The sequence below is a fragment of the Micromonospora deserti genome (assembly GCF_003236335.1).
Lineage (GTDB): Bacteria > Actinomycetota > Actinomycetes > Mycobacteriales > Micromonosporaceae > Micromonospora > Micromonospora deserti.
The window spans coordinates 1-24,681 of sequence record NZ_POUB01000064.1 but is presented as its reverse complement, the minus strand read 5'-3'; the positions used below and the strand labels follow the sequence as shown (position 1 = coordinate 24,681).

Genomic DNA, 24,681 nt, shown 5'->3' with positions numbered 1-24,681 from the left:
CCCCCGCCGTCCCCGAGGCCACCGGCTTCGGCCGCCCCGGCCGGGGCGTGGGCAGCGGCGCCCTGACCTTCAAGCCGATCCCGCCGAACACCCTCGACACCCTGGTCGTGCCGAACGGGTACGACCACGCCGTCGTCATCCGCTGGGGCGACCCGGTGCTGCCGGGTGCCCCCGAGTTCGACCTGCACCACCAGACCGCCGCCGCGCAGTCGAAGCAGTTCGGCTACAACAACGACTTCGTCGGGCTGCTGCCGCTGGACCGGGCCGGCCGGCGGGGACTGCTCGTGGTGAACCACGAGTACACCAACGAGGACCTGATGTTCCCCGGCTTCACCAGTCAGGAGGCTCTGGCGGTGGAGCAGTTGCGGGTCGCCATGGCCGCGCACGGCATGTCCGTGGTGGAGGTGGAGCGGGTCGACGGCACCGGGCAGTGGCGCCCGGTCGCCAAGGGCCGCCGGCCGTACAACCGCCGGGTGACCGCGCTCGCCACGAAGTTCGAGCTGACCGGCCCGGCCGCCGGCTCGGCCTGGCTGAAGACCGCCGCCGACACCAGGGGCCGTACGGTCATCGGCACGCTGAACAACTGCGCCGGCGGGGTGACCCCGTGGGGCACGGTGCTCTCCGGCGAGGAGAACTTCAACCAGTACTTCGTCGGCGGCGACGCCGTCGCGGAGGCGGACAAGCCGAAGCTGGCGCGGTACGGCATCAGCACCACCGCCCGCTACCCCGGCGGCAGCCGGAAGTGGGAACGCGCGGACGAGCGGTTCGACCTGGCCAAGCACCCGAACGAGGTCAACCGGCACGGCTGGGTCGTCGAGATCGACCCGTACGACCCGGAGAGCCGCCCGCGCAAGCACACCGCGCTGGGCCGGTTCAAGCACGAGGGCGCGAACGTGATCGTCGCGAGGAGCGGGCACGTGGTCGCGTACATGGGTGACGACGAGCGCTTCGACTACCTGTACAAGTTCGTCTCCGAGAAGAAGCTCATGAAGGGCGGCTCCTGGGTCGCCCGGAAGCACAACCTGACCCTGCTGGAGTCCGGCACCCTCTACGTGGCCCGGCTGGAGCAGAGCAGCGCCGGCGAGATCGACGGTTCGGGCCGGCTCCCCGCCGACGGGGCGTTCAACGGCCGGGGCCGCTGGATCAAGCTGGTCAGCGGCAACCGCTCGTACGTCGACGGGATGACCGCCGCGGACGTGCTGACCTTCACCCGGATCGCCGGTGACAAGGTCGGGGCGACCAAGATGGACCGTCCGGAGGACGTCGAGCCGAGCCTGCTCAGCGGCAAGGTGTACGTGGCGCTGACCAACAACAGTAACCGGGGTGTCGGCAGCAACCCGAAGGCGGACGAGGCCAACCCGCGTACCGCCAACAAGCACGGCCAGGTGCTGGAGCTGGTCGAGGACCGGGGCGACAACTCCGCCGAGACCTTCACCTGGTCGCTGCCGATCGTGGCCGGCGACCCGAACGACCCGTCGACCTACTTCGCCGGGTACGACAAGGCCAAGGTCTCCCCGATCTCCTGCCCGGACAACGTCGCCTTCGACGCCACCGGCAACCTCTGGATCTCCACCGACGGCAACGCGCTGGGCAGCAACGACGGCCTCTTCGCGACCGCCGTGGAGGGCCCGGAGCGCGGCCACCTCAAGCAGTTCCTGACCGTGCCCGTCGGCGCGGAGGCCTGCGGACCGTTCATCACCGGGGACAACCGCTCGGTCTTCGTGGCCGTGCAGCACCCGGGTGAGATCAGCGGGGCGTCCCTGGAGAAGCCGGCCTCCACCTGGCCGGACGGCGACTACGCCAAGCCGGGCGTGGTGGTGGCCTGGCGCCTGGACGGCGGTCCGATCGGCAGCTGACGTTTTCCGGCGGTTCGGCGCTGGACCGCCCGTCGAGGGCCCTTTCCCGTGCTGGGGAGGGCCCTCCGGCGTGTGTCGCCCCGACCGCTCGCCGCGCGGCAGGGCGCGGGCGCCCGGCGGGCGCCCGGAGCGCCGCACTGGTCAGTTCTCGGCGGCGATGCCGTCGGCGATCGCCCGGGCGGCGGTGAGCAGCTTCGCCCGGACCACCCGGGCGGAGGTCATCATTTCGCTGGCCGGCAGGGCGCAGGCCAGCACCACCCGGCGCTCGATGTCCTTGTCCGGGGTGACCAGCACCGCCGCGCAGGCCACGCCCTGCCGGTACTGGCCCAGCTCCAGCTGCATGCCGCGCCGGTCACCCGCGGCGAGGTCGGCCTCGAGCGCCTCGACGGTGGTCAGCGTGGCGCTGGTGAACGGGCGCATGCCGTACTCCCGCAGGTAGCGGAAGCGCTGCTCGGGGGTGAGCGTGGCGAGCAGCGCCTTGCCCAGCGCGGTCGCGTGCGCCCCCTCGTCGAAGCCGGGGACCAGGTCCTCCAGGTACGGTGAGCGGGGCCCCTCGGCTACCGCGGTAACCGCCACCTGGCCGCCGACGAAGCGGCCCAGGTAGTGGCTGTAGCCGGTGTCGGCGGCGGCCCGGCGCAGGCTCTCGCCGACGGCCGGCGGCCCCCGGAACGCGGTCACCAGCTCGCGGTACCGGTCGGCCACCTCCAGCCCCACGATGTACGTGCCGTCCTCGCGGCGGATCACGTAGCCCTCGTAGGCCAGGGTGCGGACGAGGTGATACGTGGTGGCTACGGTCAGCTCGCACCGCCGGGCGATCTGCTTGACGGTCAGCCCCTTCGGGGCACGACCGACCGACTCGAGCACTCGTAGCGCGCGGGACACGCTCCGGATCAGGTCCGAAGGCTCCGCCAAGGGGTCGCGCACAACCACCTCCGCCGCCGGGGACTTACACCATATGAAAAACAGGCCCGGTGCGAAATGCCTGTTCGGGTGGAGGATGCCAGATCGTCATCAACGGCTTGTGCCCTGGCGGACACGATCCGTGTCCCGAGTGTGCCTCACGTAGGTTTGCCACACCATGACCCACGTCGCGCTCCGTTCCGACAGCGGCACCGCGCCCCGGCCCGTCCGGGCCGCCGCCGGCGCCATCGCCGTCACCATCGCCTCGGTCCTGCCGGTCTTCCTGGTCGGCGGCCTCGCCGTGCAGATGGGCGACGACCTTGGCTTCTCCCCGGCCGGTCTCGGCCTGGCCGTCTCGGTCTACTTCGGGGTCAGCGCGCTGGCCTCGGTGCCCTCCGGCGGCCTCGTCGAGCGGTACGGTCCGGCCGTGGTCGCGCGCGGCGCCATCCTGCTCTCCGCCGGGGCGATGCTCGCCATCGCGACGTTGGCCCGGTCGTACGCGGTCCTGGTCGGGCTGCTGGCCCTCAGCGCCGCCGCCAACGCCCTCGGCCAGCTCGCCAGCAACGCCGCGCTGGCCCGGCACGTGCCGTCCCGGCGGCAGGGGCTGTCCTTCGGGGTGAAGCAGGCCGCGATCCCGGTCTCCACCCTGCTGGCCGGGGCGGCGGTGCCGACGGTCGCGCTGACCGCGGGCTGGCGCTGGGCGTTCGTGGTGGCCGCCGGGGCGGCGCTGGCTGCCCTGCCCGTGGTGGCCGCGCGAGAGCCCCGCCCGGCCCGGAAGACCGCCGCCGCCCGCGCCGGTCGCGCCCGGAGGGCCCTGGTGGTCGTCGGGATGGCCGCGACCCTCGCCGCGGCCGCCGCGAACGCGCTGGGCACCTTCGTGGTCGACTCCTCCGTCGACCGGGGGCTGGCACCCGGGCTGGCCGGGCTGACGCTGACCCTCGGCAGCGCGGTCTGCGTGGCGGCCCGGATCTCCGCCGGCTGGCTGGCCGACCGCCGCGCCACCGGGCACGTGGCCCTGATCGCCGGGATGCTGGTCGTCGGCGCGGGCGGGCTCGGCCTGCTCGCGGTGGCCGGGCCGGGGCCGCTGGTGGTGGGTGTGGTGCTCGGCTTCGGCCTGGGCTGGGCCTGGCCGGGCCTGATGAACTTCGCGGTGGTCCGGCTGCACCCGCAGGCCCCGGCCGCCGCCACATCGATCACTCAGACCGGGGTGTACGCGGGCGGCTGCCTCGGTCCTCTCGGCCTCGGTGCCCTCGCCGCCCACGCCGGCTACCCGGTGATGTGGTCGCTCGCCGCCCTGGCGATGCTCCTGGCCGCCGCCCTCATGCTCCTCGGCAGCCGCCTCCTCACCCAGCCCTGACCGCCGGCCAACCCCCGTTGATCATGAGGTTGGCGGCAGTGTCGGCGATCGACTTCGCCGCCAACCTCATGATCAACGGGCAATCCGGGGGTGGGGGTTAGCTGGTGCGGTCGGCGATGTAGTCGCAGAGGGATTCGAGGGCGCGCCGGGCCGGGGTCCGCGGCAGCGGAGCGAGTTGGTCGCGCGCGTCCTCGGCGTAGCTGCGCACGGTCTCCCTCGCCCGCTTCAGGGCCGGGCTCTCCCGGAGCAGGCCGAGCGCCTCGGCGTGCCGGGCGTCGTCGGTCAGCGGGCCGGTGGCCAGGATCTCCCGCAGCCGCACCGAGGCGGCGTCCGCGTCGTCCGAGGCGAGCGCGTAGAGCACCGGCAGGGTGGGTACGCCCTCGCGCAGGTCGGTGCCGGGCGTCTTGCCCGACTGCACCGACTCGGAGGCGATGTCGAGCAGGTCGTCGGAGAGCTGGAAGGCGACCCCGATGGTCTCGCCGTAGCCGGCCAGCGCGTCGACGTGCTCCGGCGAGGCACCGCCGAACAGGCCGCCGAACCGGGCCGAGGTGGCGATCAGCGAACCGGTCTTCCCGGCGATCACGTCCAGGTAGTGCGCGACCGGGTCATCCCCCGGCCGGGGGCCGACGGTTTCGGCGATCTGGCCGTGCACCAGCCGGGCGAAGGTGCGCGCCTGCAGGCGTACCGCCTCGGGGCCCAGCTCGGCCGCGATGTCGGCGGCGCGGGCGAAGAGATAGTCGCCGACCAGGATGGCGACCGAGTTGGTCCACCGGGAGTTGGCGCTCTGCGCGCCCCGGCGCACCGCCGCCTCGTCCATCACGTCGTCGTGGTAGAGCGTCGCCAGGTGGGTCAGCTCCACCACCACCGCGGCCGGTACGACCTGCGCGCGGGTCGGATCGCCGAACTGGGCGCCCAGCGCCACCAGCAGCGGGCGGAACCGCTTACCGCCGGCCTCCACCAGGTGCCGGGCCGCCTCGGTGACGAACGGGTCGGCGCTGGCCACGCTGGCCCGCAGCTCACCCTCGACGGCCTCCAGCAGGCCCAGCACCGACGCCTCGACGCGGGAATCGGCCAGATACAGGCCGAGCGCGCCGAACTGACTCGTGCCCATCCTGCTCCGGCGACCGCCGGAGCCGGTGGCACCTGAACGCTCGCCAGCCGGATTCACCACGCCATCCACCATGCCACACCGGCTCGACCTGCCCGGACGGGGGATATGCCGCCGACGCGCCCCGGCACGGCCAAACGGGGCCGGCACGCCGTCGCGTGCCGGCCCCGCGGCCCCGCTATCCCGGGTCAGCGCACGAACTCGGCGGCTCCGGCGGCCAGGTTGAGCAGCGGTGCCGGGGCCACCCCGAGCACCAGGGTGGCGGCCACGCCGATCATCAGCGCGGCCGAGGTCAGCCCGCCCGGCACGGTGACCGTCGGGGTCGAGTCACCCGGCTCGGAGAGCCACATCATCACCACGACCCGCAGGTACGGGAAGGCCAGCACCATGCTGGTCAGCACGCCGGCGATCACCAGCCACGCCTGCCCGCCGTCCAGCGCCGGGCCGAAGACCGCGAACTTGCTGGTGAAGCCGCTGGTCAGCGGGATGCCGGCGAAGGCGAGCAGGATGAGGGTGAAGACCGCGGCGTAGAACGGCGAGTGCCGCCCCAGCCCGGCCCAGCGGGACAGGTGGGTGGCCTCCCCGTCGGCGTCCCGCACCAGGGTCACCACGGCGAACGCGGCGAGCACCGAGAAGCCGTACGCGACCAGGTAGAACATCGTCCCGGAGATCCCCTCGGCGCTCGGCGCCAGCACGCCGACCAGCAGGTAGCCGGCGTTCGCGATCGAGGAGTACGCCAGCAGCCGCTTGATGTCGGTCTGGGTGACCGCCAGCACCGCCCCGACCAGCATGGTCAGCACCGCCACCACCCCGAGGACCGGGGTGAAGTCCCAGCGCGCCCCCTCGAAGCCGACGTGGAACACCCGCAGCAGGGCGCCGAACGCGGCGACCTTGGTGCAGGCGGCCATGAAGCCGGTGACCGGCGTCGGGGCGCCCTGGTAGACGTCCGGCGTCCAGACGTGGAACGGGGCGGCCGCCGCCTTGAACAGCAGGCCGATGGAGAGCATCGCCATGCCGGCGAAGAGCAGCACCGGGCTGGCCGGCGACTCGGTGACCGCGGCGTTGACGGTGGCGAAGTCGACCCCCGCCGGGCGGCCCGGCATGCCTGCGGTGAAGCCGTACACCAGGGCCACCCCGAAGAGGAAGAAGGCCGAGGCGTACGCGCCGAGCATGAAGTACTTCAGCGCCGCCTCCTGGCTCAGCAGCCGCCGGCGGCGGGCCAGCGCGCAGAGCAGGTAGAGCGGCAGCGAGAAGACCTCGAGCGCGATGAACATGGTCAGCAGGTCGTTCGCCGCCACGAAGATCAGCATGCCGCCGATCGCGAACGTGGTCAGCGGGTACACCTCGGTGGCGCCGTTGCTGCCCTCGGCCTGCCGCCGGTCGTCGTCCGACTCGGCGGTGACCGCGGCCTGGGCGACGAACGCCCCGCCCCGCTCCACCGTCCGTTCACCGATGAGCAGCAGCGCGATCGCGGCGAGCACCAGGATCGCGCCCTGGAGGAAGAGGGCCGGCCCGTCCACCGCGATCGCCCCGCCGATGGTGATCAGCCGGTCGTCGGCGTTCAGCACCACCATGGTCAGCGCGGCGAGCACCGCCAGCAGGGCCAGCGTCAGCTGCGTCAGGTGCCGGTGCCGCCGGGTCACGAACGCCTCGACCAGCACGCCGAGCAGCGCGGCACCCAGCATGATCAGGGTCGGCGCGAGCGCCGCGTAGTCGATCGACGGCAACTTGAGCTCGGTCATTGCTGATGCCGCCTTTCGTTCGCGACTGCGGGGCTCGCAAGCTCACTCCTCGCGCTCACCGCGATGCCTCCTGGACGGTGCCCACCGACGGGGCCGGGTCGGTCCTGTCGATGTCCTGCATGGTCGCCTGCACGGCGGGGTTGATCACGTCGGTGACCGGCTTCGGGTAGAAACCGAGCAGCACGAGCAGCACGATCAGCGGGGCGACCACGACCTTCTCGCGCAGGTTGAGGTCACGCCGCATGCCGTCGACCTCGGTCAGCGCCGGGTTGAGCGTCCCCTGGGTGGTGCGCTGCACCATCCACAGCACGTACGCCGCGGCCAGAATGATGCCGAGGGTGGCGATCACCGCGACCGGCTTGTTCACCGTGAACGTGCCGATCAGCACCAGGAACTCGGAGATGAACGGCGCGGTGCCGGGCAGCGCGAGCGAGGCCAGGCCGGCGAAGAACAGCACCCCGGCCAGGACCGGCACCAGCTTCCCCGCCCCGCCGAAGTCGCTGATCAGCGCCGAGCCGCGGCGGGCGATCAGCATGCCGACCACCAGGAAGAGCAGGCCGGTGGCGAGCCCGTGGTTGACCATGTAGAGCACCGCGCCGGTGCCGGCCTGGGTGGTGAAGGCGAAGATGCCCACCCCGATGAAGCCGAAGTGCGCGATCGAGGTGTACGACACCAGCCGCTTCAGGTCGTTCTGACCGACCGCCAGCAGCGCGGCGTAGACGATGCCGATCACGCCCAGTGCCAGCGCCCACGGGGCGAACTGCTTCGCCGCGTCCGGGAACAGCGGCAGGCAGTAGCGCAGGATGCCGAACGTGCCGACCTTGTCCAGCACGCCGACCAGCAGCGCCGCCGCCCCGGCCGGGGCCGCGCCGCCGGCGTCCGGCAGCCAGGTGTGGAACGGGAAGAACGGCGCCTTGATCGCGAAGGCGAGGAAGAAGCCGAGGAACAGCCACCGCTCGGTGCCGGTGGAGATGTCCACCTGGCTGAGTGCCTGCCAGTCGAAGGTCTTCCCACCGACCACCCAGAGGCCGATCACCGCGGCGAGCATGAACAGACCGCCGACGAGCGAGTAGAGGAAGAACTTCACCGCCGCGTACTGCCGCTGGTGGCCGCCGTAGCTGCCGATCAGGAAGTACATCGGCACCAGCATGACCTCGAAGAACACGTAGAACAGGAAGACGTCGGCGGCGGCGAAGACGCCGATCATCGTGCACTCGAGGACGAGCAGCAGCGCGAAGTAGACCGGCACCGACCGCCGCGACGAAGCGAGAATTCCGGCGCGCGCGGGGCCTTCCTGCCGGTTGGCGCCGGGTTGGCGGTCGGTGGCGGTGGGCGCCCCGGAAGGCTTGTCCGCGTCGTGCCAGGAGGCCAGGATCACCAGCGGCACCAGCACCGCGATCAGCATCAGCATCACCAACGCGATGCCGTCGGCGGCGAAGGTGAAGTTGACGCCCCAGTTCGGGATCCACGGGTAGGACTCGCGGAACTGGAAGCGGTCACCGCCGGTCTGCCAGGTGACCCACATGACGACCGAGAGCGCCAGCACCAGCAGCGACCAGCCGAACGCCACCTGCTTGGCCAGCTCCGGCCGCGTCCGCGGCAGGAGCACCACCACCAGGGCGCCGACCAGCGGTGCCACGGTGAGCACCGAGAGGAACGGGAAGTCGGACATTATGCGGCCTTACCTCCGTGGTCACTGCGCGGACCGCCGGCGACGGCCGCCTGGAAGAGGTCGATCACGCGAGCCACCCCGCCTCGACGGCCAGGAACGCCGCCACCACCAGCAGCGCGCCGGTCAGGATCGAGGTGGCGTACGACCGGACGAAGCCGGTCTGCAGCCGCCGGAGCCGGCCGGAGCCACCGCCGACACCCGCGGCGAGGCCGTTGACCAGCCCGTCGACCCCGCGGTTGTCGAGGTAGACCAGGGCCCGGGTGAGGAAGATGCCCGGCTTCTCGAACACCGCCTCGTTGAACGCGTCGGTGTAGAGGTTGCGCCGGGCGGCGGTGACCAGCACCCCGGCCGGCTGCGGCGCGGTGGCGGTGCCGGCCCGGAACAGGAACCAGGCCAGTCCGGCGCCGACCACGGTGACCAGGATCGACAGCACCGTGATCATGCTGTGCGACAGCACCCCGTGTGCTTCGCCGCTCTGCTCGCCGAGCACCGGGGTCAGCCACGAGGCGACGCCGTCGTTCCAGGCCATCAGGCCACCGGCCAGCACCGAACCAGCCGCCAGCAGGATCAGCGGGATGGTCATCAGCTTCGGCGACTCGTGCGGGTGCGCGATGTCCTCGGTCCAGCGGGCCGGGCCGTGGAAGGTGAGCACGAACAGCCGGGTCATGTAGAACGCGGTGAGCCCGGCGCCGAGCAGCGCGGCCCCGCCGAAGAGCCAGGCCGTCCAGTCCTCCCGCTCGAACGCCGCCGCGATGATCGGCTCCTTCGAGAAGTAGCCGGACAGCGGCGGGATGCCGATGATGGCCAGCCAGCCCGTGGCGAAGGTGAGCCAGGTGATCTTCATGTGCTTCGACAGCCCGCCGAAGCGGCGGATGTCCACCTGGTCGTTCATGCCGTGCATGACCGAGCCGGCGCCGAGGAACATGTTGGCCTTGAAGAAGCCGTGCGCCAGCAGGTGGATGATGGCCAGCGCGTAGGCGCCGCCGCCGAGGCCGACACCGAGGAACATGTAGCCGATCTGGCTCACCGTCGACCAGGCCAGCACCCGCTTGATGTCGTCCTTCGCCGCGCCGATGACGCAACCGATCAGCAGGGTCAGCGCGCCGACGCTCACCACCACCAGTTGCAGGGTGGAGTTGGCCGAGAAGATCGGATTTGACCGGGCGATCAGGTAGACGCCCGCGGTGACCATGGTGGCCGCGTGGATGAGCGCCGACACCGGGGTCGGGCCCTCCATCGCGTCCGGCAGCCACGCCTGGAGCGGGAACTGGCCGGACTTGCCGGTCGCGCCGAGCAGCAGCAGCAGGCCCAGCACCAGCACGGTGCTCGCGGTCAGCGAGCCGACCCCGGTGAAGACCTCGTCGTACTGGGTGGTGCCGAGGGTGGCGAACATGATGAAGATGCCGATCGCCAGGCCAGCGTCGCCGACCCGGTTCATCAGGAACGCCTTCTTGCCGGCCGTGGCGGCGCTCGGCCGCTCGTACCAGAAGGAGATCAGCAGGTACGACGCCAGGCCGACGCCCTCCCAGCCGAAGTAGAGCATCACGTAGTTGTTGCCGAGCACCAGCAGGAGCATCGCGGCGACGAACAGGTTGAAGTACCCGAAGAACCGCCGGCGCCCCGCGTCGTGCGCCATGTACTCCACCGCGTACAGGTGGATCAGGAAGCCCACCCCGGTGATCAGCAGCACGAAGACCGCGGCCAGCGGGTCGAAGAGCAGACCGAAGTCCACCCGCAGGTCACCGACCGCGATGAAGTCCCAGAGGCTCAGCTCGACCGACTTGTTCTCCAGGTCGCGCAGCTGGAAGAAGTAGGTCAGTCCGAGCACGAACGCGGCGCCGACGGCGCCCACTCCGAGCCAGTGCCCCCAGCGGTCGGCCCGCCGGCCGAGCAGCAGCAGGACCGCCGCGCTGACCAGCGGGATCGCCACCAGCAGCCAGACGCTGCCCAGCAGCCCCGCGGCCGCCGCGTACGTGACGGTGCCCGCCGGCTCGGCCGGGGCGTTCGCAAGAATCTCCACCACCGCAGGCCCCTCTAGTACTTGAGCAGGTTGGCGTCGTCGACGCTCGCCGAGCGCCTCGTCCGGAAGATGGACATGATGATCGCGAGCCCGACCACGACCTCGGCCGCCGCCACCACCATCACGAAGAACGCCATGATCTGGCCGTTGAGGTCACCGTTGATCCGGCTGAAGGTGACCAGCGTCAGATTGGCCGCGTTGAGCATCAGCTCGACGCACATGAACAGCACGATCGCGTTGCGCCGGATCAGCACCCCGACCGCGCCGATGGTGAAGAGCACCGCGGCCAGGATCAGGTAGTAGTCGGGGGTCATTTGTCGGTCCCCTTCAGCGAGGTCTCCTGCGCCGAGAGCTCGCGCACCGGCAGGATGTCCGGGGTGCTCCGCTCGGTGAGCCGGCCGTCCGGCAGCCGGGCCGGGGTGGCCACCGAGGAGGAGGTGGCGAACACGCCCGGGCCGGGCTTCGGGCCGGGGTAGGTGCCAGGGCGGAAGCGGGCCTTCATCGTGGCCACCTGGTCCGCCTTGTCCTCCCTGCGCCGCTCGATGTGCGCCAGCACCATCGCGCCGACCGCGGCGGTGATGAGCAGCGCCGAGGTGAGCTCGAAGGCGAAGACGTACTTGGTGAAGAGCAGCCGGGCGATGCCCTGCACGTTCCCCTCGGCGTTGGCCTGCTCCAGGCCGACCGCCGTGCTGCCCTTCAGCGCACGCCAGAGGCCGCCGCCGACCAGGCCGGCGAAGCCGAGCCCGAGCACCACCGCGGCGGCCCGCTGGCCGCGCAGTGTCTCGATCAGCGAGTCCGAGGCGTCCCGGCCAACCAGCATCAGCACGAACAGGAAGAGCATCATGATCGCGCCGGTGTAGACGATGATCTGCACCATGCCGATGAACGGCCCCGCCTGGAGCACGTAGAACACGCCCAGGCAGAGCATCGTCAGCACCAGCCAGAGCGCCGAGTGCACCGCGTTGCGGGCCGCGATCATCCCGATCGCGCCGATCAGCGCCAGCGGGGCGAGGATCCAGAAGGTGACCTGCTCACCACCGGAGACCTCACCCGCCGCGGCGAGCACGGTCTGCGTGGTCATGATCCCTCCCCGCTTTCGGCCGTGGCCCGCTGCGCGTGCTGCTCGGCGCCGGGGAAGGTCACCCCGGGGTGCTCCTCCACCCGGTACCGGCCCGGGCCCATCGGGGAGTGCTCAGCACCGGCCGAGGTGCCCGGGTTGGTCAGCGCGCCGACGTAGTAGTCCTTCTCGCTGTCACCGAGCCGCATCGGGTGCGGCGGCTGCTCCATGCCCGGCAGCAGCGGCGCGAGCAGCTGCTCCTTCGTGAAGATCAGGTCCTGGCGGTTGTCCCGGGCCAGCTCGTACTCGTTGCTCATGGTGAGCGAACGGGTCGGGCATGCCTCGATGCACAGGCCGCAGAAGATGCAGCGGGCGTAGTTGATCTGGTAGACGCTGGCGTACCGCTCACCCGGCGAGAACCGCTGCTCGTCGGTGTTGTCGCCACCCTCGACGTAGATCGCGTCCGCCGGGCAGGCCCAGGCGCACAGCTCGCACCCGATGCACTTCTCCAGCCCGTCCGGGTGCCGGTTGAGGATGTGCCGGCCGTGGTAGCGCGGCGCCGAGACCGGCGGCTTGAACGGGTAGTCGGTGGTGACGACCTTCCTGAACATGTGCGAGAAGGTGACCCCGAAGCCCTTGAACGTTCCGGTGATCGCGCCCACGTCACACCTCCCTGGAGTCCGGGCCGGCGGCGATGTTGGCCGGCTCCCGCTCGGCGACCACGCGCCTGATGCGCGGGCTCGGTGGTACCTGCAGGTCCATCGGGGGCAGCGGGAAGCTGCCCGGCGGCCGGTTGTTGACCTGTTCCTGGAGCGTCGGCTTCGGCTGCGGCCGGCGGGCCGGCCAGAACAGCGTGGCGAGCAGCAGGATGCCGGCGGGGATGCCCACCGCGATCAGCTTGCTGGAGCGGTCCCAGTCCTCGATCGACCGCAGGCCGGCCAGGACCAGGATCCAGACCAGGTTGATCGGGAGCAGCACCTTCCAGCCGAAGCGCATGAACTGGTCGTAACGCAGCCGGGGCAGCGTCCCGCGCAGCCAGACGAAGACGAAGACGAGCATGATGACCTTGCCGAAGAACCAGAGCATCGGCCACCAGCCGGAGTTGGCGCCCTCCCAGAGGGTGATCGGCCACGGCGCCCGCCAGCCGCCGAGGAAGAGCGTCACGGTAACCGCCGACATGGTCACCATCGCCACGTACTCGCTGAGCATGAAGAGCGCGAACTTCAGCGAGCTGTACTCGGTCATGAAGCCCGCGACCAGCTCCGACTCCGCCTCGGGCAGGTCGAACGGCGCGCGGTTGGTCTCGCCGACGGTGGCGATGAAGAAGATGACGAAGCTCGGCAGCAGCAGGATCGCGTACCAGCCGGGGGCCGGGATCTCGGTGCCGAACACGCTCAGCCGGGTGGCGTCCCCCTGGGCGGCGACGATCCCGCTGGTGGACATCGTGCCGGCGGTCATGAACACCGCCACGATGCTCAGCCCCATCGCGACCTCGTACGAGATCATCTGGGCGCTGGAGCGGAGACCGCCGAGCAGCGGGTACGTCGAGCCGGAGGCCCAGCCGCCGAGGACGATGCCGTAGACGGCCAGCGAGGAACAGGCCAGCAGCACCAGCACCGCGACCGGCACGTCGGTGACCTGCAACGGGGTCCGGTGGCCGAAGATGCTCACCATCGGGCCGAACGGGATCACCGACAGGGCGGTGACCGCGCAGACCACCGAGATGACCGGCGCGAAGAAGTAGACCACCTTGTCCGCGGCCCGCGGGAGGATGTCCTCCTTGAAGGCCATCTTCAGGCCGTCGGCGAGGGTCTGCAGCAGACCGAACGGGCCGACCTGGTTCGGGCCGGGCCGTACCTGCATGTAGCCCACCACGCGCCGCTCGAACCAGACGCCGAGCAACGTGGCGACCAGACCCAGGGCGAAGGCGAAGACGATCTTGCCGAGGACCAGCCACCACGGATCCCGGCCGAAGTCGGCCAGCGTCGGGTCCTGCGCCAGGTAGACCGCGTTCACTGGGATACACCTCCTGCGTTGAGGAGCGGGCCCGGGCGGCCGGCCGCGTCGGCGGCGACCCGGACGACCGCGCCGGAGGTCGCGCCGAGGCTGCGCCGGACGGTCGCGCCGGGTGAGTTGGTCGGCAGCCAGACGACGCCGTCCGGCATCTCGGTGATCGCCGCCGGCAGGGTCAGCGCCCCCCGGTCGGTGCCCACCGTCACCGGGTCGCCGTCGGCGACGCCGAGCGCCTCCGCGGTGCCCTTGCCCAGCCGGACCACCGGTGGGCGGGCGGTGCCGGCGAGGTGCTCGTCGCCGTCGGTGAGGCTGCCCAGGTCGATCAGCTGATGCCAGGTGGCCAGCACCGCCTCGCCGGCGCCCGGCTGCGGAACCGGGGCCGGCGCCACCGACGGGGCGGGGAGCCGGTCGGTGCGGGTCCGGGGCAGGGCACCCAGTTCCCGGCGGACGCTGAGCACGTCGCCGGTGCCGAGCCGCACGTCGAGCTGCGCGGCGAGCGCATCCAGCACCCGGCCGTCGGTCATCGCGGCGGTGTGCAGTACCGCCTCGAAGGTGCGCAGCCGGCCCTCCCAGTTCAGGAAGCTGCCGGGCTTCTCGTCGACCGGCGCGACCGGGAAGACCACGTCCGCCCGCCGGGCCACCGCACTGTTGCGCAGCTCCAGGCTGACCAGGAACGGCACCGTGTCCAGGGCCGTCTCGGCCAGCCGCGGGTCGGCCAGGTCGGCCGGGTCGACCCCGGCCACCACCAGGGCGCCGAGCTGACCGGCGGCGGCCGCGGCGAGGATGCCGTCGATGTCCCGGCCGGCCTGGCTCGGGATCACCCCGGCCGGAATGTCCCACGCCTCGCCGAGTTCGGCCCGGGCGGCCGGCTCGGTGACCAGGCGCCCGCCGGGGAGCAGGTTGGGCAGGCAGCCCGCGTCGACCGCGCCCCGGTCACCCGCGCGCCGCGGCACCCAGGCCAGCTTCGCGCCGGTACGCCGGGCGATGTCCGCCGCGGCGGACAGGCCACCCGGCACCTCGGCGAGCCGTTCGCCGACGAACAGGATCGCGCCCTCGGCGCTGAGCGCCTCGGCGACCGTCGCGTGCTCGGCGAGCACGCTCGCCTCCTCGCCCGGCACCACCCGGGCCAGCTTCGCGCCGAGCTTCTCCAGGCCGCGGGTGGCGAACGGCGCGATCGCGTACACCGTCAGCTTCTTCTTCAGGTACGCCTTGCGCAGCCGCAGGAAGAGGATCGGGCACTCCTCCTCCGGCTCCAGGCCGACCAGCACCACGGCCGGCGCGTTCTCCACGTCGGCGTAGCTGACGTCGGTGACCCCGGCGACCGAGCTGGCCAGGAACTCGGCCTCCTCGCGCGAGGCCGGCCGGGCCCGGAAGTCAATGTCGTTGGTGTTCAGCGCGACCCGGGCGAACTTCGCGTACGCGTAGGCGTCCTCGACGGTCAGCCGGCCACCGGTCAGCACCGCGCTGCCCTGGCCGGCGTCCCGGGCGGCGCGTAGCCCCTCGGCGGCGACGGTCAGCGCCTCGCTCCACGAGGCTTCGCGCAGCTCACCGCTGCCCGCGTCACGGACCAGCGGGGTGGTTAGCCGGTCGGCCGCGCGGGTGTACTGGAAGCCCCACCGCCCCTTGTCGCAGTTCCACTCCTCGTTCACCGCCGGGTCGTCGCCGGCCAGCCGGCGCAGCACCTTGCCGCGCCGCCAGTCGGTGCGCTGCGCGCAGCCGGCCGAGCAGTGCTCGCACACGCTCGGGCTGGAGACCAGGTCGAACGGGCGGGCCCGGAACCGGTACTGGGTGCCGGTCAGCGCGCCCACCGGACAGATCTGCACGGTGTTGCCGGAGAAGTACGAGTTGAACGGCACGTCGCCGCTGTCGTCCCCGCTCTCCGCGCCGTACGCGTCGTCCCGGTAGATGTTGATCTCCTCGGCCGACGACCGGTTCATCAGGTCGATGAACTTGTCGCCGGCGATCTCCTCCGAGAACCGGGTGCAGCGCTGGCAGAGCACGCAGCGCTCCCGGTCGAGCAGCACCTGAGTGCTGATCGGCAGCGGCTTGGGGTACTCCCGCTTGTGCTCGTGGAAGCGGCTGTCCGTGCGGCCGGTGGACATCGCCTGGTTCTGCAGCGGGCACTCGCCGCCCTTGTCACACATCGGGCAGTCGAGCGGGTGGTTGAGCAGCAGCAGCTCCATGACCCCCTCCTGCGCCTTCTTGGCGACCGGGGAGGTGAGCTGGGTGCGGACCACCATGCCGTCGGCGACGGTCTGGGTGCAGGAGGCGACGGGCTTGCGCTGCCCCTCCACCTCGACCAGGCACTGCCGGCACGCGCCGGCCGGGGCCAGCAGCGGGTGGTCGCAGAACCGGGGGATCTCCGTGCCCAGCTGCTCGGCGACCCGGATCAGCAGCGCACCCTTAGGGGCGGTGACCTCCACGCCGTCGATGGTGAGCGTGACGGTGTCGGTCTGCTTGGCTACGTCGGTCACAGTGCTTGCCTTTCGCTCGCGACTGCGGGGCTCGCAACGCTCACTCCTCGCGCTCGCATCAGTGAGCTCCCACCAGCTGCTTGTCCGACAGCTTCGGCGCGGTACGACCCTCGATGTAGTCGAGGTAGTCCTGCTTGAAGTACGTCAGCGACGAGGTCACCGAGCTGGTCGCGCCGTCACCCAGACCGCAGAACGAGCGGCCGAGGATGTTGTCGCAGGTGTCGAGCAGGGTGTCCAGGTCCTCGTGGGTGCCCTGGCCGGCCAGGATGCGCCGGTAGACCCGCACCATCCAGTAGTTGCCCTCCCGGCACGGGGTGCACTTGCCGCACGACTCGTGGTGGTAGAACTCCAGCCACCGGTAGGTCGCGTACACCGGGCAGTCCTGGTCGGAGAAGATCTGGGTGGCCGTGGTGCCGAGGATCGAACCGGCCGCCGCCACCGACTCGAAGTCCAGCGGCACGTCCAGGTGCTCGGCGGTGAGCAGCGGCGTCGACGAGCCGCCCGGGGTCCAGAACTTCAGGGTGTGCCCGGGCTGCATCCCGCCGGCCAGCTCCAGCAGCTCGCGCAGGGTGACACCCATCGAGCACTCGTACTGGCCGGGGTTGGCGACCCGGCCGGAGAGCGAATAGATCATCGGGCCGGAGGACTTCTCCGTACCCATGCTCTTCCACCAGTCCGCCCCGCCCAGCACGATGTACGGCACGCTGGCGATGGTGCCGACGTTGTTGACCACCGTCGGGCTGGCGTACAGGCCGTGGGTCGCCGGGAACGGCGGGCGGAGCCTCGGCTGGCCCCGGAAGCCCTCCAACGAGTCCAGCAGCGCGGTCTCCTCACCGCAGATGTACGCCCCGGCTCCGGAGTGCACCACCAGGTCGAGGTCGAAGCCGGAGCCGAGGACGTTCTTGCCGAGGTAGCCCCTGGCGTACGCCTCCTGCACCGCGTTGCGCAGCCGGCGGGCGGCATGCACCGCCTCGCCCCGGATGTAGATGTAGGCCCGGTTGGCCCGGATCGCGTACGAGGCGATGATGACGCCCTCGACCAGCGAGTGCGGGTCGTGCGTCATCAGCGGCAGGTCCTTGCAGGTGCCCGGCTCGCCCTCGTCGGCGTTGACCACGAGGTAGTGCGGCTTGCCGTCGCCCTGCGGGATGAATCCCCACTTCAGGCCGGTCGGGAAGCCGGCGCCGCCGCGACCGCGCAGGCCGGAGTCCTTGATCAGCTGGATCAGGTCGTCCGGGTGGGCCCGGAGCGCCTTGCGCAGCGCCGCGTATCCGTCGAGCTTCTCGTACGTGCCGATCCGCCAGGCGTCCGGCGACAGCCAGCGCTTGGTCAGCACCGGCGTGAGCTTGGCCAGGGTCTCGGGTCGGGGGGTGGTCACTGCTCTGCTCCCCTTTCGCTCGCGACTGCGGGGCTCGCAAGCTCACTCCTCGCGCTCGCCGACGCCTCCTTGAGGGAGCGCTCCTGGGCACCGGCGTCGTCGCCGGCGGGCTTGCCGTCGCCGGCCGGGGCGTTGGCCGCCACACCCGCCGCCTCGGCTGCCTTGGCGTCCCGGGGCGCCGGCGGCGCGCCGTCGACCGGCGTCTTCACGCCCGGGGCGGCCGTGGCCGGGGTCGCCGGAGCCGGCTTCTCCCCCGCGTCCCGGCGCTTGATCGGCGTGTTGGGGTCGAAGCCCGGCACCGAGATGCCGTGCTGCTGCGCCAGCCGTAGCCCGCGCAGCGTCGGCTCTCCCGGCCCGCCGTCGGCCACCGCGCCCTCGCGCTCGTCGGCGAACCCGGCGAGCTGCACCGACATCTCCTTCAGCGTGCAGAGCCGGGCGCCCCGGGTCGGCATCGGCCGGCCACCGGCGCGCAGCTCGTCGACCACACCGACCGCGGTCTGCGGGTCCACCCCGTCGAAGAAGTCGTAGTTGACCGTCATCACCGGGCCGTAGTCGCAGGCCGCCAGGCACTCGGCGTGCTCCAGGGTGATCCTGCCGTCGGCGCTGGTCTCGTCGTGCCCGACGCCGAGGTGCTCGGCGAGGGTGTCGTAGACCTCCTGGCCGCCGAGCACGTTGCACATCGTGTTGGTGCAGACGCTGACCAGGTAGTCACCGGTCGGCCGGCGCTTGTACATGGTGTAGAAGGTGGCCACGGCGCCGACCTGGGCCTTGTTCAGCCCGAGCACCTCGGCGCAGAACTCCACCCCGGCCGGAGAGACGTAGCCCTCCTCGGCCTGCACCAGGTGCAGCAGCGGGAGCAGCGCCGAGCGGGACCGGTCGGCCGGGTAGCGGGCGATGATCTCCCGAGCCCGGGCCCGGGTCTCTTCGGTGAACACAGTCATCAGCGTCGCCTTCCGTTCGCGACTGCGCGGTCCTCTGCCCACGGCTGCGGGGCTCGCTCCACCCGCTCCTCGCCCGGGCGGCTGGAGCTCGCCAGCTCACTCCTCGCGCTCACCGGTCACAACCCCCCATCACGGGGTCCAGCGAGGCGCCGCCGGCGATGACGTCGGCGATCAGGCCGCCCTCGGCCATCGCCGGGAGGGCCTGAAGGTTGACGAAGCTCGGCTCCCGGTAGTGCACCCGGTACGGCCGGGTGCCACCGTCGGACACCGCGTGCACGCCCAGCTCGCCGCGGGGCGCCTCGATGCCGACGTAGACCTGGCCCGGCGGCACCCGGAAACCCTCGGTGACGAGCTTGAAATGGTGGATCAGCGACTCCATCGACTGACCCATGATCTTCGCGACGTGCTCCAGCGAGTTGCCCATCCCGTCGATGCCGATGGCCAGCTGCGCCGGCCAGGCGATCTTCCTGTCGGCGACCATCACCGGGCCCGGCCTGAGCCGGTCCAACGCCTGCTCGACGAGCTTGAGCGACTCCCGGATCTCGGCGAGCCGGACCTGGTAGCGGCCCCACACGTCGCCGTCGGTGTGCGTCGGCACGTCGAACTCGTACGTCTCGTAGCCGCAGTACGGCATGGTCTTGCGCAGGTCCCAGGCGAGGCCGGCGGAGCGCAGCACCGGGCCGGTGACGCCGAGCGCGACGCAGCCGGTCACGTCGAGCACCGCGACGTTCTTCGTCCGCTCCACCCAGATCGGCTGGCCGGAGAGCAGGTCCTCGTACTCCTTGAGCTTCTTCGGCATGAGCTTGAGGAACTCGCGGATCTTGACGATCGCCTCGTCCGGCACGTCCTGGGCGACGCCGCCCGGTCGGACGTACGCGTGGTTCATCCGCAGACCGGTGATCATCTCGAAGATCTCGAGGATGTGCTCCCGCTCCCGGAAGCCGTACAGCATGATCGAGATGGCCCCCAGCTCCATGCCGGTGGTGGCCAGCCAGACCAGGTGCGAGGAGATCCGGTTGAGCTCCATCATGAGCACCCGGATGGTGTTGGCCCGCTCGGTGATGTCGTCGCTGATGCCGAGCAGCTTCTCCACCGCCAGCGCGTACGCCGTCTCGTTGAACAGCGGGGCGAGGTAGTCCATCCGGGTCACGAAGGTGCTGCCCTGGACCCAGTTGCGGTACTCGAGGTTCTTCTCGATACCGGTGTGCAGGTACCCGACGACCGAGCGGGCCTCGCGGACCGTCTCGCCCTCCAGCTCAAGGATCAGCCGCAGCACGCCGTGCGTGGACGGGTGCTGCGGACCCATGTTGACCACGATCCGCTCGTCGTTGATCGGGTCGGTGCCCGAGACGATCGTGTCCCAGTCCCCACCGGTGACGGTGAAGACCTTGCCCTCGGTCGTCTCGCGCTCGGTGGCGTAGTTCGAAGTGGTCACTGGTAGGACCTCCTCCGGTCCGGCGGTGGAATTTCGGCGCCCTTGTACTCGACCGGCACGCCGCCGAGCGGGTAGTCCTTGCGCTGCGGGTGCCCCTCCCAGTCGTCCGGCATCAGGATCCGGGTCAGGTTGGGGTGGCCGTCGAAGACGATCCCGAACATGTCGTACGCCTCGCGCTCCTGCCAGTCGGCCGTCGGGTAGACCGTGGTGACGCTGGGCAGGTGCGGGTCCTCGACGGAGACCGCGGCCTCCAGCCGGACCCGGCGGCGATAGGTCATCGAGGTGAGCTGGTAGACGACGTGCAGCCGGCGGGCGTCGGCACCCAGGTAGTCCACCCCGGACACCGAGGAGCAGAGTTCGAAGCGGAGGGCGAGATCGTCGCGCATCACCTGGCAGACCTCGGCGATCCGCTCCGGGCGGACGTGCAGGGTCAGCTCGCCACGGTCGACCACGACCTTCTCGATCGCGTCGCCGAACGCCGGGTACGCCTCCTCCAGCGCGTCGGCGACCTCGTCGAAGTAGCCGCCGTACGGGCGGGGCGAGTCCTCGATCGTGCGGCGCGGGCGGACCAGGCCGCCGAAGCCGGAGACGTCGCCGGTGCCCTGGTTGCCGAACATGCCACGGCCGGCCGGGCTGGCCGGCGGGTACTCGGCCGGGGCGGTGCTGCTGGCGCCGGCCGGGGTCACCGGGACCGGTACGCCCCCGTCGTTAGGTGCGGTCATTTCACGCCCCCGTGCACGTGGTTCTGGGCCTTCATCCAGTTCTCGATCCGCAGTTGCTCCTCGCGTCCCTCGCGGACCGCCTGGGTCCACTCGGCCCGCCGGGCCTTGTCGCTGCGGTACGACGAGGGCATCGAGCCGTACGGGACGACCGGCACGTCACCGCGGGCCTCGCGCGCCTCGAGCATCTTGCGGCCGTTCGCGCCGAGCGGCTCGTGCATGATCTTCTCGCGCAGCTTGAGGATCGCGTCGATGAGCATCTCCGGACGCGGCGGGCAGCCGGGCAGGTACATGTCGACCGGGACGACGTGGTCGACGCCCTGGACGATCGCGTAGTTGTTGAACATGCCACCGCTGCTGGCGCAGACGCCCATCGACAGCACCCACCGGGGCTCCGCCATCTGGTCGTAGATCTGGCGCAGCACCGGGGCCATCTTCTGGCTCACCCGGCCGGCCACGATCATCAGGTCGGCCTGCCGGGGCGAGGCCCGGAAGACCTCCATGCCCCAGCGGCCCATGTCGTAGTGCGGGCCGCCGGCGGCCATCATCTCGATGGCGCAGCAGGCCAGGCCGAAGGTGGCCCCCCAGACCGACGACTTCCGTGACCAGTTGACCAGCTTCTCCACCGAGGTGAGCAGGACACCGGCGGGAAGCTTCTCCTCGATACCCATCTGAGGTTCCTCCCTCAGTCCCAGTCCAGGCCGCCGCGCCGCCAGACGTAGGCGTAGGCGACGAAGACCGCGACGATGAACAGGACCATCTCCACGAAGCCGAAGATCGGCAGGGCGTCGAACGAGACCGCCCACGGGTAGAGGAAGATGATCTCGATGTCGAAGACGATGAAGAGCATCGCCGTCAGGTAGAACTTGATCGGGAACCGGCCGCCGCCGACCGGCTGCGGGCTGGGCTCGATGCCGCACTCGTAAGCCTCGAGTTTGGCCTTGTTGTAACGGCGGGGGCCGGCGAAGCGGGCGGCCGCCACGGAGAACAGCGCGAACCCCGCGGCGAGGGCGAACAGCCCGATGATCGGTGCGTAAGGCGAGAGCGACATCGTTTTCTCCTGCTCGTCCTTCCCTGCCCTCGGTGCTTGGCGAAAATCACACTATTCACGTCCCTCCCGGCGACCGCCGCCGGGGGGCCGATCTCTGTCCCGGCCCGCCGCTCACACGGCGGGCGCGACCTTCGTCATCGCGTTGATGACCCGGTCCATCGCGTCCCCGCCGCGCGGGTCGGTCAGGTTGGCCAGGAGCTTGAGCACGAAGCGCATCAGCATCGGGTGCGGCATGCCGTGGCGGGTGGCGATCCGCATGATCTCGGGGCGGCCGATCAGCTTCACGAAGATCCCGCCGAGCCGGTAGTAGCCACCGAAGCGGGCCTTCAGCTCGGTCGGGTACGCCGCCAGCGCCCGCTCCCGCTCGGCGCCGCCCGGCCGCGCCAGGGCCTGCACCGCGATCTCCGCGGCCAGCTCGCCGGACTCCATCGCGTACGCGATGCCCTCGCCGTTGAACGGATTGACCATGCCGCCGGAGTCGCCGACCAGCATCACGCCCCGGGTGTAGTGCGGCACCCGGTTGAAGCCCATCGGCAGCGCCGCGCCGAGGATCGGCCCCTCGGCGTTCGTCTCGTCGGTCATGCCCCACTCGGCCGGGGTGTTGGCCAGCCAGTCGGTGAGCAGCCGGCGGTAGTTGGTCTTACCGAACGCGGACGAGGAGTTGAGCACCCCGAGGCCCACGTTCACCCGGCCGTCGCCGAGGCCGAAGATCCAGCCGTAGCCGGGCAGCAGGTTGTCGCCGCTGTCCTTGCTGCGCAGCTCCAGCCAGGACTCCAGGTAGTTGTCGTCGTGCTTGGCGGGGCAGCGGTAGTAGCGCCGGACGGCCACCCCGATCGGCCGGTCCTCCCGCTTGGCCAGCCCGAGGGCGAGCGGGAACCTGCCCGAGACGCCGTCGGCGGCGACGACCAGCGGGGCGTGGAAGGTGGCGGGGGCCTTCTCCGGGCCGACCTCGGCCTCGACGCCGATCGCCCGGCCGTCCGGGTCGAGCACCGGGCCGGTGACGTTCACGCTGGTGCACAGCTTGGCGCCGGCGGCCACGGCCCGCTGGGCGAGCAGATCGTCGAAGTCCAGCCGGGTGCGCACCAGGCCGTAGTTGGGGAAGCTCGCCAGGTCGGGCCAGTCCAGCTCCAGCCGGACACCGCCGCCGATCACCCGCAGCCCCCGGTTGTGCAGCCAGCCCGCCTCTTCGGAGGTGTCGACACCCATCCGGACCAGCTGCCGCACCGCACGCGGGGTCAGCCCGTCGCCGCAGACCTTCTCCCGGGGGAACTCGGTCTTCTCCAGCAGCAGCACCCGTACGCCGTGCCGAGCCAGGTGGTACGCGGTCGCCGACCCACCGGGACCGGCGCCCACGACGATCACGTCGGCGTCGTTCTCCACCGCGGTCATCCGCGCCTCCTCCCGCATGCTCGTGAAATGCTTCACAAGCCAGACGGTCAGGAGTCTATGACCGGCGTCATACCGGCGCCCGGTGAGGGGTACCTAACTTGCCGGAAACCCGCCGGTCGGCGTCCGGTCGGGGGTCAGTGGTGGGCCGGGGCGGCGGTGTCCAGACCGGCGTCGAGCCGGATCGCCTCCGGCAGGTGTTCGCGCAGCGCGCCGCCGGCCGCGCGGTCGAGCGCGGCGAGCACCTCGGCCACCACCTGCCGGACGTCGGCGGGGTCCGCGCCGGCCAGCTCCTTGAGCTGCGCGATGAGCTCCGCGGCGTCGTCGTCGGTGGCCGCCGCGCGGTTCGCCTGCTCTGGTCCGGTCATGGGGGCGAGCTTACGGGGCAAAGTAGACCGAAAACGGATATTCACGAAAGACGGCCGAGGGGGTACACCCCCGTCCGCCGCTGTTCCGGCGCTCAGTCGCGAACGGCGCGGTGCAGCGCGACGATCCCGCCGGTCAGGTTCCGCCAGGCCACCCGGCTCCAGCCGGCCGCGCCGATCCGCGCCCCCAGGGCCGGCTGGTCGGGCCAGGCCCGGATCGACTCGGCCAGGTAGACGTAGGCGTCGGGGTTGCTGGAGACGGCCCGCGCCGCCGCCGGCAGCGACCGCATCAGGTACGACAGGTAGACCGTGCGGAAGGCCGGGTTGACCGGGGTGCTGAACTCACAGACCACCAGCCGCCCGCCGGGCCGGGTGACCCGGGCCAGCTCCCGCAGCGCCGCGTCGGTGTCGCTGACGTTGCGCAACGCGAAGGAGATGGTCACCGCGTCGAAGCTGGCGTCGGCGAAGGGCAGCCGCAGCGCGTCCCCGGCCAGCAGCGGCACCCCGGGACGGGTGCGCCTGCCGGCGTACAGCATGCCGAGGGACAGGTCGGCGCCCACCGCGTACGCCCCGGAGTGGGCCAGCTCCTCGGTCGACACGCCGGTGCCCGCGCCCACGTCCAGCACCCGCTCGCCCGGTCGCAGGCCGAGCGCCGCCCGGGTGGCCCGACGCCAGAACCGGTCCTGCCCGAAGGAGAGAACGGTGTTGGTCAGGTCGTAACGAGCCGCCACGCCGTCGAACATCGCGGCGACCTCGTGCGGCTGCTTGTCCAGGCTGGCGCGCTGGCCTTGGGGGGTACGGCTCACCCCTCCACTCTGCCAGCCGGCCCCCGACCGGCGGCCGCTGGGTCAGCCCGGGCCGGTGCTGCCCGCCCCGGCCACCCCGGCGGCCGGGGGCATCCCCGGGTCGTCGTGCGCGACGGCACGGCCGCCGTCACGCCGAAGGGCGGGACGGATCACCCCGCCCCGCCCTTCCACGCCGGTCAGGTCAGTCGGTCGACTTCTCGTCGCCCGGGGTCACCAGGACCACCTTCCGCCGCCGGGCCAGCAGCAGCAGCGCGCCGCCGGCCAGCAGGACGGCCGCGCCGATCCCGCCGATCAGGCCGGCCTGCACGCCGGTCACCGGCAGCCCGCCACCGCCGCCGCCACCCGGGGTCGGCGTGGTGCCCGGGGTCGGGGTCACCGTCGGGTCCCCGGTCGGGGTCGGGGTG

General features: G+C 71.6%; 22 protein-coding genes. 2 read left to right on the top strand and 20 right to left on the bottom strand.

The window, feature by feature from the left end:
* The coding region (locus C1I99_RS12155; protein WP_111134325.1) for a PhoX family protein at positions 1-1,856 on the top strand (1,856 nt) is incomplete at its 5' end.
* A 141-nt stretch (positions 1,857-1,997) separates the two neighbouring features.
* Here the strand turns inward: C1I99_RS12155 and C1I99_RS12150 are convergent.
* Positions 1,998-2,780 carry an IclR family transcriptional regulator gene (locus tag C1I99_RS12150; protein WP_111134324.1) on the bottom strand — a complete coding sequence of 261 codons (783 nt, stop codon included), beginning with the start codon at positions 2,778-2,780 and terminating at the stop codon, positions 1,998-2,000.
* Between the two features lie 154 nt (positions 2,781-2,934).
* Between C1I99_RS12150 and C1I99_RS12145 the strand changes: the two genes are divergently transcribed.
* Positions 2,935-4,113 carry an MFS transporter gene (locus C1I99_RS12145; protein WP_111134323.1) on the top strand — a complete coding sequence of 393 codons (1,179 nt, stop codon included), beginning with the start codon at positions 2,935-2,937 and terminating at the stop codon, positions 4,111-4,113.
* Positions 4,114-4,210: 97 nt separating this feature from the next.
* Here C1I99_RS12145 and C1I99_RS12140 read toward each other — a convergent pair whose 3' ends face one another.
* From C1I99_RS12140 to C1I99_RS12050, 19 genes are all read right to left on the bottom strand, one after another.
* A complete protein-coding gene (locus C1I99_RS12140) occupies positions 4,211-5,296 on the bottom strand; it encodes a polyprenyl synthetase family protein (RefSeq protein WP_111134322.1) in 1,086 nt (361 codons plus the stop codon).
* A 113-nt stretch (positions 5,297-5,409) separates the two neighbouring features.
* Positions 5,410-6,963, bottom strand: coding sequence for an NADH-quinone oxidoreductase subunit NuoN (gene nuoN / locus C1I99_RS12135; RefSeq protein ID WP_111134321.1), 1,554 nt, complete (start codon positions 6,961-6,963; stop codon positions 5,410-5,412).
* Positions 6,964-7,018: 55 nt separating this feature from the next.
* Positions 7,019-8,635, bottom strand: a complete 1,617-nt coding sequence (locus C1I99_RS12130; RefSeq protein ID WP_111134320.1) for an NADH-quinone oxidoreductase subunit M — start codon at positions 8,633-8,635, stop codon at positions 7,019-7,021.
* A 64-nt stretch (positions 8,636-8,699) separates the two neighbouring features.
* Positions 8,700-10,655 carry an NADH-quinone oxidoreductase subunit L gene (nuoL, locus tag C1I99_RS12125; RefSeq protein ID WP_111134326.1) on the bottom strand — a complete coding sequence of 652 codons (1,956 nt, stop codon included), beginning with the start codon at positions 10,653-10,655 and terminating at the stop codon, positions 8,700-8,702.
* Between the two features lie 14 nt (positions 10,656-10,669).
* A complete protein-coding gene (gene nuoK, locus C1I99_RS12120; RefSeq protein WP_073834091.1) occupies positions 10,670-10,969 on the bottom strand; it encodes an NADH-quinone oxidoreductase subunit NuoK in 300 nt (99 codons plus the stop codon).
* A complete protein-coding gene (locus tag C1I99_RS12115) occupies positions 10,966-11,736 on the bottom strand; it encodes an NADH-quinone oxidoreductase subunit J (protein WP_111134319.1) in 771 nt (256 codons plus the stop codon). The genes nuoK and C1I99_RS12115 overlap by 4 nt, the downstream gene beginning before the upstream one ends.
* Entirely contained in the window at positions 11,733-12,374 is a 642-nt protein-coding gene (nuoI, locus tag C1I99_RS12110; protein WP_111134318.1) for an NADH-quinone oxidoreductase subunit NuoI, read from the bottom strand. The genes C1I99_RS12115 and nuoI overlap by 4 nt, the downstream gene beginning before the upstream one ends.
* A 1-nt stretch (position 12,375) precedes the next feature.
* A complete protein-coding gene (gene nuoH / locus C1I99_RS12105) occupies positions 12,376-13,728 on the bottom strand; it encodes an NADH-quinone oxidoreductase subunit NuoH (RefSeq protein ID WP_111134317.1) in 1,353 nt (450 codons plus the stop codon).
* Positions 13,725-16,199 carry an NADH-quinone oxidoreductase subunit G gene (locus tag C1I99_RS12100; RefSeq protein WP_111134316.1) on the bottom strand — a complete coding sequence of 825 codons (2,475 nt, stop codon included), beginning with the start codon at positions 16,197-16,199 and terminating at the stop codon, positions 13,725-13,727. Before C1I99_RS12100 ends, nuoH begins: the two co-directional genes overlap by 4 nt.
* Positions 16,200-16,257: 58 nt before the next feature.
* Positions 16,258-17,574, bottom strand: a complete 1,317-nt coding sequence (nuoF, locus tag C1I99_RS12095; protein ID WP_111134315.1) for an NADH-quinone oxidoreductase subunit NuoF — start codon at positions 17,572-17,574, stop codon at positions 16,258-16,260.
* Positions 17,571-18,515, bottom strand: coding sequence for an NADH-quinone oxidoreductase subunit NuoE (gene nuoE / locus C1I99_RS12090; protein WP_111134314.1), 945 nt, complete (start codon positions 18,513-18,515; stop codon positions 17,571-17,573). The genes nuoF and nuoE overlap by 4 nt, the downstream gene beginning before the upstream one ends.
* Positions 18,516-18,624: 109 nt before the next feature.
* Positions 18,625-19,950 carry an NADH-quinone oxidoreductase subunit D gene (locus C1I99_RS12085; protein WP_111134313.1) on the bottom strand — a complete coding sequence of 442 codons (1,326 nt, stop codon included), beginning with the start codon at positions 19,948-19,950 and terminating at the stop codon, positions 18,625-18,627.
* Positions 19,947-20,672, bottom strand: coding sequence for an NADH-quinone oxidoreductase subunit C (locus C1I99_RS12080; RefSeq protein WP_111134312.1), 726 nt, complete (start codon positions 20,670-20,672; stop codon positions 19,947-19,949). The genes C1I99_RS12085 and C1I99_RS12080 overlap by 4 nt, the downstream gene beginning before the upstream one ends.
* Entirely contained in the window at positions 20,669-21,340 is a 672-nt protein-coding gene (locus C1I99_RS12075) for a NuoB/complex I 20 kDa subunit family protein (protein ID WP_111134311.1), read from the bottom strand. Before C1I99_RS12075 ends, C1I99_RS12080 begins: the two co-directional genes overlap by 4 nt.
* A gap of 14 nt (positions 21,341-21,354) precedes the next feature.
* On the bottom strand, positions 21,355-21,720 hold the full coding sequence (locus C1I99_RS12070) for an NADH-quinone oxidoreductase subunit A (RefSeq protein ID WP_111134310.1): 366 nt from the start codon (positions 21,718-21,720) through the stop codon (positions 21,355-21,357).
* Positions 21,721-21,831: 111 nt separating this feature from the next.
* Positions 21,832-23,109 (bottom strand): geranylgeranyl reductase family protein, encoded by a 1,278-nt coding sequence (locus tag C1I99_RS12065; RefSeq protein ID WP_111134309.1) that lies wholly within the window; start codon positions 23,107-23,109, stop codon positions 21,832-21,834.
* Positions 23,110-23,243: 134 nt separating this feature from the next.
* On the bottom strand, positions 23,244-23,474 hold the full coding sequence (locus tag C1I99_RS12060) for a hypothetical protein (protein WP_111134308.1): 231 nt from the start codon (positions 23,472-23,474) through the stop codon (positions 23,244-23,246).
* A gap of 92 nt (positions 23,475-23,566) precedes the next feature.
* Positions 23,567-24,277, bottom strand: a complete 711-nt coding sequence (locus C1I99_RS12055) for a demethylmenaquinone methyltransferase (protein WP_111134307.1) — start codon at positions 24,275-24,277, stop codon at positions 23,567-23,569.
* A 181-nt stretch (positions 24,278-24,458) separates the two neighbouring features.
* Positions 24,459-24,681: LPXTG cell wall anchor domain-containing protein (locus C1I99_RS12050; RefSeq protein WP_146603944.1), on the bottom strand; the 223-nt coding region annotated here is incomplete at its 5' end.